The 15,689-nt window shown below is 48.1% G+C and carries 16 protein-coding genes; 2 read left to right on the top strand and 14 right to left on the bottom strand.

Annotated features, from left to right (window positions below):
• Positions 1–6: 6 nt before the first annotated feature.
• The 5 genes from lptG to B5D58_RS04440 all read right to left on the bottom strand — a co-directional run bounded on the left by lptG (position 7) and on the right by B5D58_RS04440 (position 4,755).
• Positions 7–1,074, bottom strand: a complete 1,068-nt coding sequence (gene lptG, locus B5D58_RS04460) for an LPS export ABC transporter permease LptG (RefSeq protein ID WP_011111414.1) — start codon at positions 1,072–1,074, stop codon at positions 7–9.
• Positions 1,071–2,147, bottom strand: coding sequence for an LPS export ABC transporter permease LptF (gene lptF, locus B5D58_RS04455; protein ID WP_011111413.1), 1,077 nt, complete (start codon positions 2,145–2,147; stop codon positions 1,071–1,073). Before lptF ends, lptG begins: the two co-directional genes overlap by 4 nt.
• Before the next feature lie 18 nt (positions 2,148–2,165).
• Positions 2,166–2,984 carry a nucleotidyltransferase family protein gene (locus B5D58_RS04450; RefSeq protein ID WP_011111412.1) on the bottom strand — a complete coding sequence of 273 codons (819 nt, stop codon included), beginning with the start codon at positions 2,982–2,984 and terminating at the stop codon, positions 2,166–2,168.
• A gap of 49 nt (positions 2,985–3,033) precedes the next feature.
• Positions 3,034–4,191 (bottom strand): GNAT family N-acetyltransferase, encoded by a 1,158-nt coding sequence (locus B5D58_RS04445; RefSeq protein WP_011111411.1) that lies wholly within the window; start codon positions 4,189–4,191, stop codon positions 3,034–3,036.
• An 87-nt stretch (positions 4,192–4,278) separates the two neighbouring features.
• Positions 4,279–4,755, bottom strand: coding sequence for a hypothetical protein (locus B5D58_RS04440; RefSeq protein ID WP_011111410.1), 477 nt, complete (start codon positions 4,753–4,755; stop codon positions 4,279–4,281).
• Between the two features lie 280 nt (positions 4,756–5,035).
• Here B5D58_RS04440 and B5D58_RS04435 point away from each other — a divergent pair, with 280 nt between their 5' ends.
• Positions 5,036–5,656 carry an exopolysaccharide biosynthesis protein gene (locus B5D58_RS04435; protein ID WP_011111409.1) on the top strand — a complete coding sequence of 207 codons (621 nt, stop codon included), beginning with the start codon at positions 5,036–5,038 and terminating at the stop codon, positions 5,654–5,656.
• 1 nt (position 5,657) lies between these two features.
• Here the strand turns inward: B5D58_RS04435 and B5D58_RS04430 are convergent, their stop codons facing one another.
• The 4 genes from B5D58_RS04430 to ribD all read right to left on the bottom strand — a co-directional run bounded on the left by B5D58_RS04430 (position 5,658) and on the right by ribD (position 10,798).
• Complete coding sequence (locus B5D58_RS04430; RefSeq protein ID WP_011111408.1) at positions 5,658–7,013, bottom strand: phenylacetate--CoA ligase family protein; 1,356 nt, start codon at positions 7,011–7,013, stop codon at positions 5,658–5,660.
• Positions 7,014–7,015: 2 nt separating this feature from the next.
• Positions 7,016–8,284: a glycosyltransferase gene (locus B5D58_RS04425; protein WP_011111407.1), complete on the bottom strand. Its 1,269-nt coding sequence runs from the start codon at positions 8,282–8,284 to the stop codon at positions 7,016–7,018.
• Positions 8,285–8,436: 152 nt separating this feature from the next.
• Entirely contained in the window at positions 8,437–9,642 is a 1,206-nt protein-coding gene (locus B5D58_RS04420) for a TIGR04063 family PEP-CTERM/XrtA system glycosyltransferase (protein ID WP_011111406.1), read from the bottom strand.
• 91 nt (positions 9,643–9,733) lie between these two features.
• Positions 9,734–10,798: a bifunctional diaminohydroxyphosphoribosylaminopyrimidine deaminase/5-amino-6-(5-phosphoribosylamino)uracil reductase RibD gene (gene ribD, locus B5D58_RS04415; protein ID WP_143023698.1), complete on the bottom strand. Its 1,065-nt coding sequence runs from the start codon at positions 10,796–10,798 to the stop codon at positions 9,734–9,736.
• 239 nt (positions 10,799–11,037) lie between these two features.
• On the opposite strand from ribD, the gene B5D58_RS04410 reads away from it, so the two are divergent.
• Positions 11,038–11,571 carry a protein tyrosine phosphatase family protein gene (locus B5D58_RS04410; protein ID WP_011111404.1) on the top strand — a complete coding sequence of 178 codons (534 nt, stop codon included), beginning with the start codon at positions 11,038–11,040 and terminating at the stop codon, positions 11,569–11,571.
• Between the two features lie 189 nt (positions 11,572–11,760).
• Here the strand turns inward: B5D58_RS04410 and B5D58_RS04405 are convergent, their stop codons facing one another.
• The 5 genes from B5D58_RS04405 to B5D58_RS13835 form a co-directional block, all read right to left on the bottom strand.
• Entirely contained in the window at positions 11,761–13,086 is a 1,326-nt protein-coding gene (locus B5D58_RS04405) for a transporter family protein (protein WP_143023697.1), read from the bottom strand.
• An 84-nt stretch (positions 13,087–13,170) separates the two neighbouring features.
• Positions 13,171–13,755, bottom strand: coding sequence for a hypothetical protein (locus B5D58_RS04400; protein WP_234988993.1), 585 nt, complete (start codon positions 13,753–13,755; stop codon positions 13,171–13,173).
• Positions 13,697–14,392, bottom strand: a complete 696-nt coding sequence (locus tag B5D58_RS04395) for a C39 family peptidase (RefSeq protein ID WP_011111401.1) — start codon at positions 14,390–14,392, stop codon at positions 13,697–13,699. The genes B5D58_RS04400 and B5D58_RS04395 overlap by 59 nt, the downstream gene beginning before the upstream one ends.
• Positions 14,393–14,515: 123 nt before the next feature.
• A complete protein-coding gene (locus tag B5D58_RS04390; protein ID WP_143023696.1) occupies positions 14,516–14,884 on the bottom strand; it encodes a hypothetical protein in 369 nt (122 codons plus the stop codon).
• A gap of 115 nt (positions 14,885–14,999) precedes the next feature.
• Positions 15,000–15,689 (bottom strand): hypothetical protein (locus B5D58_RS13835; protein WP_200809268.1); only part of this gene is annotated, 690 nt, incomplete at its 5' end.

Raw genomic sequence — 15,689 nt, 5'->3', positions numbered from 1 at the left:
TTCATCTCAAAAAGTGCGCCGTAACAGCCAATGTGCTGCGACAGCAATCAGAACCATTCCGGGTACAACCGAAACGACAATCGGGTTCAATTGGAATACCAGTCCGATATTGGCAATGATCTGATCAAACAGGTAAATACTGATCCCCATGAGCGCAGCCAGAATCAGTTTACCCCCCAATCCTTCACGTACAGAGCCGAAGATAAAGGGAATGGCGACCAGGATCATCGCAATTGTCATGATCGCCCCGCCAACCTTGCGCCACAACGCCATAACGTAGGCATCCGCTTTCTGGCCGGTCGCCCTCAAAAATTCAGCATGTTTCACCAGCTCTATTGGCGTCAGACTTTCCGGCGACTTGGTCAGTGTCGCAATATCGTCCGGGCCCAGAAACGAATGCCACTGAAGGATGTGTGCCTTCCTGGAAGTGATGCGATCCGGGGAGAATGTACGTATCGTGACGTCATGCAGCTTCCATAAACTCTCATCAAAAATATCTGCATACCATGCATGGACATGAGCGGTCATGGATCCCTCTCCATCAAAATGGATGACTTCGATATCCGTAGCACGCCCTTTATGCAACATCTCACCAATACGCAATATATTCCGCTCGTTTCGTGTCCAGATACCGAGCCCCTTACCCAGTTCAGCCCCCTGTTCCAGTGCAACTGCCCGCAATATCGTTGCCTGCTGCTGAAACTGAGGAGCCACAAAATACTCCAGTGCTATCGTCGAGGCAATGAGTAATCCTCCAATTCCAACCGGAGCAAGGCCGATCATCAAGGGAGAAAGCCCTGCCACCCGCATCGCCACCAGTTCCAGATTGACTGCCAGCGCACCCAGCGCACCCACCGTCCCCAGCAGTGCGATGAACGGTGCAATCTGGATGAATCTGCGGGGCATCAGCATGACGGTATACAGAAAAGCATCCCAGGTGGTATATGTCCCCTTCCCTACGTCATCAAGCTGATCCAGCAAATCAAAAAAACTGAACAGAGGTAACAGGATGGCAGTAGCGATAACCATTCCCGTCAAAACCTGCCAGGCGATATAACGATGACAGATCTTCACTGTTTTCCTGCAGGCAATAAAGATCTGAGCTCGGGAAGGCGCAGCATAACGATTATGATAAGCAATCCATATACCCACCAGACTCCGGGCATGGCGGCTACCACGCCCTGCTCCACCCAAGTCTTGGCTAATCCGCTGAGATTGTAATAAACAGCAAAGACCAGTGCAGCGACAAGAAAGGTTCTGTCTGTTTTATCTTTGCGTGGTGCGGTGCGGGTAAAAGAAACGGCGATCAGCGCAAGCAGAACAGTTGCGACAGGCCGTGAAAGCCGCCACTGCAACTCTGCAATTTCACGCGGTTCTTCAGAATCCCATAAGGAACGAGTAGATGCCGCCTTGCGCCGATAGTTCTGAGCCTGATCGTTTTCATTGAAATAGATCATCTTCTCAAAACGAATGGCGCTGTCTTTGACAGTATCAAAGCTGAGACGATAGATCTGGCCTTCCCGCAGTTCGATATGCGGCCACTGTTCTGCAGTCATCGGCTGCTGATAACCTTCCCTGGAAATAATGATTTCTCTATCTTCAGTCGTTCTGATGTAGTGGAAAACGCCTTCCATACGTTTTTCCAGATCATCTTTACCCCGGATAAAAATCACTCGACCGCTTTTTTCACTGCCATAAAACCTTCCAGGCTGGAACCGGTTGGTATTCAATTCAGCTTCAGCCTGCGCATCCATGATATAGCTTTCCGCATAAGCCCACGGACGGGCATAAACGGAAAGAATCCCGCTGAGAATGGCAATCGGCAGAGCAATCACGAAAACGGTACGGATGATCCGGTTATCCCCGTATCCGGCGGTGCGCAGTACATTGATTTCCTGATCCCGGTTCATCCGGCTCAAACCATAGATGACCGCCACATAGAACGCAATGGGAACCAGCACTTCCAGCGCAATGATGGTTTTCAATCCGACCAGCTTGAACATGGCGGCAGTACCAAGCGTTTCAGTCACGGCACTGGTCAAAAACCGTGCAACACTGAAACTGACGAAAAGCCCGATCAGGATGACCGTCACCACGATGAAAGGAAACAGCAGTTCCCGTGTGATGTACCTTTCAATGATTTTCATGAAAATCAGCCGACCGTCTTACATCAAGGGGCGTGTTGAATCGGACCGGATCAGGATGGATTCCACCAGTTGCAGATCTTCTACTTTATCGACATCGATGCCGGCATCAGGAAAGGGCAAAATTACCGGGCACACCCGAACGCCTGTTTTCCCGGAAATTTTCTGCAATGCCTGGTCGAGCGTCAAACGTCCGAGCAGGTATGACCACACAGCCTGCCAGCCCAGTACCCGGCTGATCAGCTTCCACGGACGCTTGCGCAATGCTTCCGCCTGCTGCCAGAAATCCACCAGCGTACGCCCGCGTACATTATTGAATGCGAATAGATTACAGCCACAAAAATTCCCATCCTGCAACCGTATCACCGTACGCCGGGTATCACCATACCGGGCTTGCAGGGTTTCATATCTGATGACCCCGACAACCGCGTCACACTCCAGATTACTGGAAACCTGCAAAAAATATTCCACGATTTCCGAGGTAAGCAGTGCATGATCCGCTGTAGTCAATAAAACCGGTTGTTGCGAGTCGATACGTGAAAGCCCGTGAGCAGCGCTGCGAGCTGGTGAATCCAGATTTTCCATCCAGTCCACCTGCCTGGTATCGATACGCTGTTCGAGTTCCTCGCAAGCTGAAAGCAGTGATTCCGGCGGGCCGCATAAAAGGGCCGATTTTATTTTATGGCAATCATTCAGAGCATTGAGCACACGAATGACCATAGGTTTACCACAAACAGGAGCATAAGCCTTGCATACCGTTCCTGCATACCGTGCCACGGAATCCTGGCTGCCCCGGTCGGCTGCCAGTACCAGGGCGGCAAACTGATCGTTATTGCTCATTACGGACGGAACAGTGTTTGAATTTTTCTGATGATCGACTACACCCTGATCACGCCAGCGTCTTATCGTAAATACGATAGCGCTTGTACTCCCTGCCGCCAATTTTTTCCAGAATCGCACGCATGGATTGATTGTCTTCAAGTATCCAGGATAATTCGACATGCCCGATACCACGGGATTTAACCATTTTTCTGGGAGCATCGATGACTTTGAACGCCAGTGCTATTCCGACAAGAGTATGGTGAAATTGCTTGCGGACACCCATCAGAGGAACCCGACCGGTAGTAATTGAAGCGGATTTCAGTTTATTGATCAGGTGAAGCCAGCCAAGAGGAAGAAGTTTTCCATTCAGTGCCGGGAGTACCTCATTCAGATTCGGCAGTACCGCCATGAAGGCGACGGGCCTCCCGTCTATTTCCGCTATCTGGATAAATTCATCCGGGACCAGCCAGCGCAAAGAACTGCCCAGCTCGGCAAATTCTTCCTGCGTAAAGGGAACGAATCCCCAGTTATCAGACCAGGCATCATTAAATATGTCTCGCATGGTTTCTATTTCTTCATTGAATCGATTGCGTTGCAGTGGCCTGATTCGGATCTGATGCCGATACTTACGATCGATCGCCTGCATGGCAGGAGGCGGGTCAAAATCCGTTACCAGCCAGTAGGCCAGTAAATCCTTGCAAGGCTGATAGCCGTTTTGTTCCAGCAGGCTGGTATACCACTCCGGTGAATAAGGCATCATGAAAACGGGAGGTGTATCAAACCCCTGAACCAGTAAGCCACATTCCTGATTGATAGAAAAATTGAACGGCCCGCTGATCTGACGTACTCCCCGTTCAACCAACCAGCTTTCGGCTACTTGTATCAGCCGACTGAAAACTGCTTCATCCTGAATGGATTCCAGCATCCCGAAATGCCCGGTATCCGTCCCGTAGCGTTGCTGGTACAGTTCATCTATCTGTGCACTGATTCTGCCAACCGGCTGATTATCACGACAGGCAATCCATCCTTGCCATTGTGCATGCCTGAAATAGGGATTGAACCTGGAGAGATGCAATCGTCGCTCCAGCCGGAGAGGCGGTACCCACAAAGGGTCATCCGCATAGAGTCGCCAGGGAACATCAATGAATTTTCCAATTCCACGAAAGCCTGAAACCGGGATAATTTCTATTTCCCCTTTCACTTGACGACTCGGAGATATTTTCATCAACCCTGGCCTGGCAGAAATGGAATGGCCGAGACAATCCGCCCGATGACTGGGATGTTGGATCTCACGGTTGTTACCGCAATCCGGTTATTTTTTGAATTGCGTGGCAAAAGCCAGCAAATCTGAAATCATCTGCTGAAAAGCCTGTTGCTGCTGTAGATCAGGCTGGTTAACCGCGAGCTCCTGTGCAGCATCTTCCAGGGAGACTGGCCGCTCGTTTCCACCTGTGCGCGAGAACTGGTAAAACCTGTTCCATGCAGCGTTATATTCGCGCAACTGATTCTGCGGAATGAAATTCCTCAGCACTTCAAAAGCATCACGCAGAATGGGTAAACGCGGTTGCATATAAGCTGCCAGATCATCCGGCCAGCGGGTGGCGGCAGGATACAAGCCAGTCAGTTCTTCCTGAAAAGCCAAATCAAAATATTCCACCGCTGCGGTACGGCGCCGGCGATTGATGATATCCACCGCCACACCCACTACCAGAATAAAACCCAGCAATGTAAATGGCCAGACCGGGGCTTCCTGGATGTAAAGCGATACCTGCTCAATAAATTTATCCAAAATCTCCTCTACTTTCCTCTATCTAAGAGACAACATTCAAAATAACCGGTATTTGCCGTCACAATTGATCGATATTGCCACAGCTCGCTAACTGCCGCAATGCTTTACGACTTGATGCCTCATATTCATCCATTCACAGGAAACAGATTCGTAAGAACAGTCAAAGACATGGTAAATTGCCGGGTGCCGTGCTGCTCAGACTGTAAAAACCCGACAAAATAAGTCATCGCGGCAATCTGAGCACCTTGAATCTTATATCGACACAACCAAGGAGAGGGTAGTGGAGAACAAGGAAAAAAATACATCCGAACTATTGCAACTGATCGTCGTACAAAACACCAATGCAGTGATCAGTGTGGACGAAATCAAAAACTCATTGCACGAGCGTGGCTTTGCCGTGCTGCTCGCCATTGCTACTTTACCGATCTGTCTGCCTGTTCCCGCACCACCTGGGTACACTACTGTTTTTGCCATTCCGCTGTTTATTTTCTCGATCCAAATGATATGTGGCATGAAAGCGCCGTGGATTCCAGAATGGTTGACAAAAAAAACCATAAAAAGGGGAACACTGGACAAATTAATCACCAAGGCAGCACCATGGTTACGCAAAATTGAAAGCCACATGCATCCGCGGCTGACTTACATCAGTGTACATGCCTGGGAACGTATCATCGGCCTCTTTTCATTCATTTTCTCGATTTCCATTGCACTGCCGGTCCCCCTGATCAATTTTCTTCCCGGCCTGGGAATCCTCATCATGTCATTGGGGTTACTCAGCAAGGATGGTCTGACCATCATTGCTGGGATGATCGTGGGAACTACCGGTGTGGGAATCGCGCTGATAGTAGTTGCACTGTTATGGATGGGAGTACCTATACCTTTTGTGCAATCGACTGATTAATTCAAACCCCGGCCACTTTACTGACCACATAACGAAACTTGCCTGATTTCTCAGCCGGAATTTCAGATACCTGTTCCACCTTGATCTTTACATCCCGACCCAGTCTGGTTTGAAACGATTCGGTGATCCGGCTGATCTGCGACGGATGCAAGCCGGTCTCTGCAACGACCTGAACTCGGGTGAAATCCAGGCTCTCCTGGATGATTTTGAAAACTTTTACTTCCGGCATGTCTCGCAAAATATAAATCAGTGCCAGCCCGTGCATGACTGTACCATTCTGCGCAACGACAAAATCGGTGCTGCGGCCCTGTATCTCCCGAAGCAGCGGTAATCCCCGCCCGCAATCACATGTTCTGTCATCCAGAATACCAATATCCCCGGTACGATAACGAATGAAAGGGAAATCTCTGCTTGCCAGATGAGTCACCACAATTTCGCCTGATTCTCCGTATGGAAGGGGATGGCCGTTAGAATCGACAATTTCAACGATGATATCCTCAGCGGTGATATGCATTCCGCCTGCAGGACATTCATGAGCAATGAACCCGGCATCACGCCCCCCATAACCATTTGCAACCGGACAGCCGAAAGTGTCACTGATTTGTCTGCGCTGATCATCATACAGCCGTTCCGAAGTGACGAAAGCCACCTGAATTCCCAAATTGGACATCTTAATACCTGATTTATCAGCATATTTCGCTATATGCGACAAAGCCGAGGGATAACCGAACAGCATTTTGGGATGAAACCTGCGGATCGTATCAAGAAAATCATCGAGCTTCTGGTCGGACATTTCAAATGCGGGCAATAATCTGCTGCGAAACAAATGATCCCGCCATGAACGCAACGTATCCTGCGCACCCAATTCGATCGGAGAACCCCAGACAACGATTTCGGGATCACCTATATCCACGCCCCACCAGCGTGTAGCTCGCCACTTTGCGGCAATATCGTGGCTGACACGTTCCTTGCCGATAAAAAAAACCAGCGGTTCGCCACTGGATCCTCCCGTATTGAAACGAACGAGCCCTCGCGCCTGATCAGATTTGAGTTCCTCCAGATGTGTACGAATGATTGATTTATCGAGAAAAGGCAGGTATTGCAAATCAGCCAGTGAACCAGCTTCCTCCGGTTGAAAACCCAACTCAGCAAACAGCGTGCGGTAATAGGGAACATGTGTGTTTATATGAATGAGCAACTGACGCAGTTTTTCAGTCTGTAACTGCACGATCTTTTCAGGAGAAAACCATTGAGTCTGCTCCATGGATTTACGCACATTGACACTGGCGTGCCGCTTGAGGTGTTCATGAAGCGGGAACAGGAATCCGGATATCAAATGTGTATAAATACCAGCCATGGTTAACGATATTGTTCCGCCAACTCAGATTGGCAGGTGATCTTCACAAATTCTTCTACAAGGACAGCTACTCTCTGATCCCACGAGTTTGCGTGAGCGTACATGATTATTTTTTCTCGATCCCAATTTACTTCCAGTGCATTGGCAATTGCCTGGCAAAGTGCCTGCTGATCATTAAAAGGAACCAGTTTACCCAGTTCCGAACGACAGACTACTTCAGCATTTCCGCCTACGTCAGTAGTCACCACCGGCAAACCACATGCCATTGCTTCGAGAAATACATTAGCCCATCCCTCATTTCTTGTAGCAAGCACAAATAAATCAGCAGCAGAAAGCGGAATCTTCAACTGATCTGGTGGCATGACACCCAGAAAACGAACATTTTTCTCAAACCCCGATTCAGAAACCTGCTGTTGCAAACGCTCAGTCCAGTCACCCTCGGCACTTGCACCACCGATTATCAAAAATTGAATACCAGGGTAAGTACTTATCAAGTCAGGCAGACACGCGATGACACGATGAAACCCCTTGCGCTCACAAAGCCCACCCACCGATATCAATATCGGTATATCTTCCGGTATTTCCAGGCTCTTACGCGCTTCAGACCGATCAATACAACAAAACTTATCAAGATCCACACCATTACCCACCACGAGTATTTTGCTTTCCTGGATTCCGATTGCCACTGCTACCTGTTTCAAAGAATCCGATACTGAAAAAATCTTCGCAGCACGTATCATGGCTGAACGCATAAGATCTCGATATAAAAATCTGTGGGAAAGCCGTACCTCCGTGCCTCGCAAGGTAATCGTGACAGGAACCCGGAACCATCTCCCCAGAAGGCTCGCAGCGTAACCGTCCGGATAGGCAAAATGCGCATCAATAATCTTAAAATCGAAACGTCGCTTGAGCCGCCACAAAACAGGCAAGCTGCCTAATGCCATGAAAAAACCATCCAGAAACTTAAAAAATCCCGGAATGGAAAAAAAACGTGGATGGAGAACCTCAATATTTTCCTGAAGCTCCATATAAGGAGCATCCGGTCTGAAATGAGGGCGCCATCTGCGAAGAATTTTCTGAAATGGAAACCAGGGTACGGGTGCCACCACCACGAGCGGAAGATGTTTTCCCACCCGAAACATACGTTCACGAATGAACAAACCAGCATTAGGCTGACCCGAGTGCGGAAAAAGTGAAGAAAATACAACAATCCCGGGATTATTAGTATCTTTCTTGTCTTTGTTCTCAGTCTCCTCGGGAGCTAGTTTCATACTGTTAAAATTTCCACGCCCTAGATTTGTCAGGAACCATAAAAAGCCGCCCTGGGCAACACGCAGCGAAACGTTTTAAGTGGTTAATACACGCAATTAATTAGAAAATTCAAGCTCAGGCGATATCTGTAGCCCCAATATTTAGTCTACATTTATTTATTGAGCAAATTACTATAAATAAACTGATATTTCGCCACACTTTTCCGCCAGTTACGTTCAGTCTCGACAAACTCCCGTCCAGCCCTGCGCAAATCTTCCCACCGGCCTGGCACGTTTATCAGCTCTCCGACTTTTTGCGCCAGTGAATTCGGATCACCGGATTTGAACAAAATACCGTTATGGTTGTCACGAATCAGTTCCTGATGTCCTCCCACATCCGAAGCAGCCAGCACTCTGCCCTGTGCCATAGCCTCCAGCGGCTTCAAAGGAGTGACGAGATCAGTAAGTCGCATGGAAAGGCGCGGATAAACCAGAACGTCAATCAAATCATAGTAATCCTGCACTTTATCGTGTGGGACACGGCCGGTAAAAATGACTTTATCCCCGATACCAAGCTGGCTGGCAAGTTGCCGCAACTGCCCATCCTGTGGCCCGCCACCGACCAGCAATACACGCAAATCAGGATGCTGCAGCAGCATGATCGGCAAAGCCCGTAGCAATATATCCAGCCCCTCGTAAGCATAAAAAGAGCCGATAAACCCGATGATGCGCTTGCTCTTTAATCCAAACTGCTCCTTGAGTGATTCATTCGCCGGACGGCTTGCAGCAAATTTCTCGATATCGACCGCGTTGGGAATAGTCGTAATCTTTTCCGGTGCAATACCCCGTCCGATCATGTCATTTCGCAATCCTTCACAAATCGTAGTGATTGCATCTACACGCCGAAGTGCAAAATTTTCCAACCCGCGTGTCAGACGATAGCGTACACCCCATTCACTGCTGGTGCCGTGGTCCACTGCTGCATCTTCCCAGAAGGCGCGCACCTCATAAATAACCGGTATAGAAGCTTTACGCGCAGCGATCAGAGCGGGAATCGCATTGAGTGCCGGTGAATGGGCATGCAAAAGATCCGGTTTGATGATTCGCACGATATCAGCCACCCGCCGAGCTAAACCATTGATCACAGCGATCTGATTCAGAATCGGCAGTCTGCTGGCAAAACGGGAATGCTCCGGCGTCCTGTAAAAATGCCAGCCATCGACTTCTTCTTCCAGCGCAACCGAGCCGGTATGTTTGGCGCTGGTAACATGAAACGTTTCCCACCCCAGGTCGCGCTGTTCTTTCAGGATCGCCAACGTGCGAAATGTATAACCGCTGTGTAACGGAATAGAGTGATCCAGAATGTGCAGAATTCGCATAATTCAGCTCATGATTCAGTAGTGGCACCATCAATATCTTCTGCCAACGGCAAAAAACCTTTTCTCTTTATCATTCCCTGCACTTCTAACCTCATTTCATAAACCTTGCTATCAGACGGACATCCATCCCGATTTTTCGAATATCGGATATTTGCAAATCATACTTCTCTGATAAATCCCCGATTTCAGGCAATGCCAGCATCGCTTGTGCTGAATTACCCAACAGGCTGGGGGCAAAATAAAAAATGATTTCATCCACCAGCCCAGCTGTTACCAGCGCTCCGTTCAGTACCGGGCCTGCTTCAACCAGCAGCTCATTGATACCTAATTCGGCCAACTTCACCATCATGGCTTTGAGATCAACCTTTCCGGCCAAATCAGGCAAAACAACGATGTGAGCACCGGTATCTTCCAGTCGGTGTATTTTTTCTTTGCTGGTCTGTGCCGTGAAGATCCAAGTTGTATCTGCATTCTGCAGCAACTTTGCCTGCAAGGGAGTTTCCAGGTTCGAATCCACCACTATGCGCATTGGCTGCCTGGAGACCGTAATATACCGCACCGTCAGTTGAGGGTCATCCTTCCTGACCGAGCTGATCCCTGTCAGTATCGCACATGAACGTGCTCGCCATTTATGGCCATCCCGCCGAGCCGGCTCACTGGTAATCCACTGGCTCTTTCCATTCTTCAGAGCCGTTCTGCCATCGAAGCTGGCTGCTATCTTAGTCCGCACCCATGGACGATCATGTCGCATTCGGGTAACAAATCCGATATTCAATCGCTCTGCTTGATCAGCCAGCAAACCTGCTTGTATTGCGATACCGGCTTTCTGCAACCATTCCTTTCCTTGACCGTTTACATGCGGATTAGGGTCATTCATCGCCATGACTACTTTGCACACCCCTGCCTGAATCAAAGCCTCGACGCAAGGTGGTGTACGGCCATGATGACTGCAAGGCTCGAGTGTTACATAAACAGTAGCGCCCTTGGCCAAATCCCCTGCTTTCCGTAATGCATGAATTTCTGCATGTGGCTCCCCTGCCCGCTCATGCCACCCTGTTCCAACTACCTTGCCGCCATTGACGATTACGCACCCTACCCGAGGATTCGGGCTGGTGGTAAACAGCCCCCTTTCGGCCAGCCGCAGCGCATGGGACATATACTCATAATCCAAAGCGGTGAACACCTGTTCATCAACCCTTAGTAAAAAATGGCAAATCAGTTGTCAATCACCATACTTGCCAACACAATCAAACGTGACTTTCCCTGATTTGAGTGATCAAACGCCGGGATCGGCCAGAAATTGTTATTCCTCGCCGTAACTCATATCTGCTCTTTTATCCACCCGAGCATTCATGCTACGATTTTTACACATTCCAATTATGATCGGAGGTCAAAATGTTTTTTGTGAGAGTTTTTATCATCATTCTCGCTTTATCGTCATCAGGCTGGGTATCTGCAAAAGATCAGGTACCCTACGCTACACAGATTAACGATCTGATGCGTTATTTGCGCGTCACGCCCAATATTGCTACTTCCGGAGCACTTACCAAAGATGGCATTCAGGAGCTCGTCAAGCACAGTTTTCAGACTGTAATAGATCTGCGCAGTGAATCAGAAGGGACACCAAGCGAGAAAAAAGCTGTTGAAGCAGTCGGCATAACTTATATCAATATCCCTGTCACCGGTGAAGGGGTAAATGAGTCACAGCTAACAGCCTTCAAACAGGCTTTAGAGCAGGCAGCCCCCCCCGTTCTGATCCATTGTGCTACCGGTAACCGTGCTGGTGCCATGTGGACTGCCTACCGGCTGAGCGAAGGCATAGCCCCGGAAATCGCTTTCAAAGAAGGTCGTGCTGCCGGTATGAATGCCGGAATGGAAGAAAAAATCAGAAAAATCTGGTGCGATGGAAACAAGGATAGCTGTCAATGATCGACTTGGCGGCCTTCTTTTTACCAACCGCTACAACACTCTCGTCATACTACAAAACAAAGGCAAGGCAAAGAAGGAAAACAACTTATTCCATTCCCAAATCAAAAATGACATGAAGGCGAGCCACAGACGGTATAAATAATACGGCAAGGTGAAGCCGACAAATTTAGTTTTGATTTATAAATGGAATTAAAACGTCATGGGCACTCTAAAGCTGAGTCTGACATCCTGTGCATCATCGGTTGTTCCTATCGCAATGGAGAAATTCAAGGTAGTCTGCTGTGAATATTTAAAAGCATAGCCGAGCAGTAATTGCCCTATATCAAGCTGACTACCTTTCAATGTACGATTATTTATTTTGGTATTAAAAATATGGCGATGACCATACCCGATATTGAACGAAGAGCGCTCGTTAATTCCGAACCCCATACCAAAAGTCATACCCACTGCATAACCTGGATCAACCTTAAATTTATCACCTGATCCATCAAGCGCCTTCTCCGTGGTACCCATATTGTAGTTATAGGCCAGATTTGCAAAGAATACGGCCGGATCAGTTGCATAGAGTGCAGTAACGCTTGGTTCAAAACTGAAAAAACCCGATCCTGTAGGAACTTCAGTAGGAAATACAGCACCTGGAACACCTTGAGCCTGTGCGTATTTAATATCAAAGGGCCCCTTCCCTGTAGGTACTGTTGCTCGCATATTTCCCACCAGAATAGGCCACCCTCCCGCTCCTGAATTAAGCTGATAGCGAGCGGCAAATTCAATGTCCCCCAAGCCATTCCCGGATGCATTGAATGTTTCATCGATCCCGGCTCCAATGCTGACTGGCCTGGAGCGTTGCTCATCAAAACGCGCGCGATAGGGAACTCTCGCTTCAACCTCAAGACGATCTGTCACACCGTAGCGAGCTCCAATACTTGCCATAAGGCTGTGCTGATCCACTTGACGAACATCTATCAAACCAATAGCAATCGCCGGGAGAAATGTGAATGCATCCAGAAATATCCGGTTACTGTCCGTGAAAGCATATTCCAGTGCAGGTTCAACCACGATCTTGCCTTTACGTGTCAGCACTCCTCCTACTGCATCACTCAATCTAGGCATTTCAGGCGGTCTTGGTTTCTCATCCTGCTTGGGTGGCGCCTGTCCTACAGGCCCAGCAGGAAGATTACCAGGCACGGTGCGTGTCTGTACCTGATCATTTTTTTTGCCAACTGGTCCGGCAACTACCGTCTTTGGAGTAGAGGGTGAGGATACCTGCGGGGGACGTTGCCCATCTTTGCCAGCTACATTGCTGGCCGGGCTGCGATCGGTAGGTTGCGTAGTAATCAGGGAGTCCAGACGGGATTTGAGCTTCTCTATTTCTTTCCCCTGCTCGATGATGATCTGCCGCTGTTTTTCGAACTCCTTTTGCTGCTGCGCAAAAAGGGATTTATATTGTTCGAGGACTTCTTCTGAAGATCTTCCTGTCTGAGAATAAGCAACAAGAAATACTGCAAAAGCACTCACAAGAAATCTGCTTTTCACACTTCCGGGGCGTTTACCATTATTTTCAGATATATTTTTTCTCATGCTTGATGGCGTACAGAATAGCTACCGCAACAAAGCTGGTGCTAAAAATTCGGTAAAAACCTGCTGACCGCCGCCATTCGCTGCAATCCCTTTCAGATTGCTGACTTCTATATTGATGGTTGTCAATGCCTCAATATGCTGACTATCCAGTGTATTCTGAACGAAGGTACTGAGTTCCGGCACGGTGATAGAATCAGACACCATATTCTGCATACCCGCTTGTAAAACCACACCTGCGCCCGGAAGCTGAAGAGAGGATGAATGCACCAGCACATCATTCAAGTGGATAAACTTTTCCAGACTCATATCAATATGTACACCATTTGGAAGAACGAATCCCCCTCTCAATACTGCGAGCTCTTCATCCGTTGCGCGTTCCCACTCCGGGTGATGAATATTTTGTACTGATAACCTGACAGTTACATCTTCGGCGTATGTTTGGACCGTAAAACAGGACAATACCATTAGCACAAGGCAGGATCGGATATTTTTTACCATCAGATAAAAGTGTCCTGTTTTCATTTTTCGCCCCATCTCATAAAAACCATCAAAAATCCCAAGGACCTGGCCGCAGTACATTAAAAACGCCCAGACTCGTCCGATCAACTGCTTCTCCCAATGGGGCCAACCTGCCCGACCACTCCTGATGTATTTTCCGGTAGCTTACTTCAGGATCCACATGATTATGAATCAGAAATACAATGCGATTCCCCCACATTCTTTCAAATTCAGTGCGATCCATGGATTTGACGCCCTGAGCCGGATCCCCCACCAGAACTCTATCCTCATCCACCCCTTTAATAATGACAAAGTGCATATAGCCATTATGATTAATGATAGTGATGGCGGGACTGCCAGTGGAATACAACTGATCTAAATTGATTTTGAAACCATCTGAACCATACCCTCTTCGTTCAAGATACCGCTTCATATCCAGCATGGAAAAACCTTCTCGCCTGATCTTTTCCTGATCCCCATGCTGGAACATATCAACAAATACAGACTGTTCATCCACACTATCGTCATAGTGAAAAGTAAGCAAACTTGCCAAAGCTGCCGAGCCACAACTGAAATCGAATTGCTGCCTGTAAACCGTACTAAAACGGCGTTCCGCAAAGCTCTTGCCTTGTATATTGAAGTTGGCACCACCCGCCACACCAATCATATCCAGCGCAAACACCTCACCAGCCCAGACTGTCTGAGTGATCAGGAAAACAGCAAATGATGTCAGCGGTAACTTCATAGTTGATCTCTGGATAGACAACCAAAACACTTAGCATAACCGACGCAGCCAATCTCAAACTGAAGAAATTGACCTGAATATGATTTCTTTATCGTCACTCCATCCAAAAAACTGATACCAGACTCAAGGTAATATGGTCACATTGACTATTGTCGAGTCCTGTATGAGAACATTGTTACCTGAGTTCTGAATTACCGAAAACATACCGCTTGCTCCGACAAAAGAACCGTTATCGATGGAATTAAACCCGCTGACATTATTGGTTGCGCTATTATCGGCAAGAAATGCACGGACATTCATACGATTTAGTGTGGTTATATCCACTCCTTCACGGCCTGTCGCATTATCCAGCTCTTCCAGAGTTGCTCTCTCTGCATGAGGGAGATATATATCCTTTCCCTCCAACAATTCTGATCCGGAAGCTCCATAACTCATACCAACAGGCACCCATATCGCAAGTGCAACAAGACCCTTTCTAATACTGGTTCTCATAAAAATCTCCATTTGTCACTCACGTAATCTTTCCTATCCCGATAAAAAAACTGGCAAGCAATATTGCTACTGCCTGCCAGTTGAAAGTACTACATTACATTAACCAATAAAGCTATTACTGATTAACGTTCACATTACCCTGGAAAGATACTTGCTGCTGAATCAAAGAGCTTGACCCAATGTTCTGAGCAACCTGATTCAGGCCGGCACCATTCAGTGAACCGTCAATATTATTGCTTAAATTACCACCAACGAGAGCGGAGGCATCGACCAAAGGAATTCCTTCAGCAGCCTGGCCGGTTACGGTTCCGCTCAACTCAGCATTATTGATAGCGTAGGTAGATGTGGCAGCCCCACCACCATTTGCAACAGCATTACCTTTACCACCATGTGCATTGGCGCTGCTGTTATCGCTGCTATCCGTTACGGTTGCTGCACCACCACCATTAGCCGAGGCATTACCCTGACCTTTGGCACTGGCACTGCTGTTATCGCTGTTATCGCTGTTATCAGAAGTAGCAGTGCTACCGCCGTTGGCAGAAGCAGAGCCATCGCCTTTAGCGCTGGCACTGGCACGGCTGTTGTTATCGTTGCTGTCTTTGCTGTTAGTACTGCTGTTGCTATTGTCTACACTGGCAGTACTATTGTTATTAGCAGCAGCAGACTTGTCATCGGCAGATGCTTTACCACTGTTGTTGCTGTCTGTATTTGCAACAGTTTTGGTGTTGGTACTGTTGTCACTGCTGTCAGAAGTTTTGGTGCTGGTGTTGTTGCTGTCAACAGTTTTGGTGTTGGTGCTGTTGTC

It is taken from the genome of Nitrosomonas europaea, from assembly GCF_900167395.1.
Lineage (GTDB): Bacteria > Pseudomonadota > Gammaproteobacteria > Burkholderiales > Nitrosomonadaceae > Nitrosomonas > Nitrosomonas europaea.
Note: the sequence above shows the minus strand (reverse complement) of the source record. Positions and strands in the feature narration are given on the sequence as shown.

What these genes read in the sequence shown, in the direction of transcription:
- lptF (WP_011111413.1), bottom strand. Translation starts at nt 2,147, where the DNA reads ATGAAAATCATTGAAAGGTACATCACACGGGAACTGCTGTTTCCTTTC.
- B5D58_RS04450 (WP_011111412.1), bottom strand. Translation starts at nt 2,984, where the DNA reads ATGAGCAATAACGATCAGTTTGCCGCCCTGGTACTGGCAGCCGACCGG.
- B5D58_RS04445 (WP_011111411.1), bottom strand. Translation starts at nt 4,191, where the DNA reads ATGAAAATATCTCCGAGTCGTCAAGTGAAAGGGGAAATAGAAATTATC.
- B5D58_RS04430 (WP_011111408.1), bottom strand. Translation starts at nt 7,013, where the DNA reads ATGGCTGGTATTTATACACATTTGATATCCGGATTCCTGTTCCCGCTT.
- B5D58_RS04425 (WP_011111407.1), bottom strand. Translation starts at nt 8,284, where the DNA reads ATGAAACTAGCTCCCGAGGAGACTGAGAACAAAGACAAGAAAGATACT.
- B5D58_RS04420 (WP_011111406.1), bottom strand. Translation starts at nt 9,642, where the DNA reads ATGCGAATTCTGCACATTCTGGATCACTCTATTCCGTTACACAGCGGT.
- ribD (WP_143023698.1), bottom strand. Translation starts at nt 10,798, where the DNA reads ATGTCCCATGCGCTGCGGCTGGCCGAAAGGGGGCTGTTTACCACCAGC.
- B5D58_RS04410 (WP_011111404.1), top strand. Translation starts at nt 11,038, where the DNA reads ATGTTTTTTGTGAGAGTTTTTATCATCATTCTCGCTTTATCGTCATCA.
- B5D58_RS04395 (WP_011111401.1), bottom strand. Translation starts at nt 14,392, where the DNA reads ATGAAGTTACCGCTGACATCATTTGCTGTTTTCCTGATCACTCAGACA.
- B5D58_RS04390 (WP_143023696.1), bottom strand. Translation starts at nt 14,884, where the DNA reads ATGAGAACCAGTATTAGAAAGGGTCTTGTTGCACTTGCGATATGGGTG.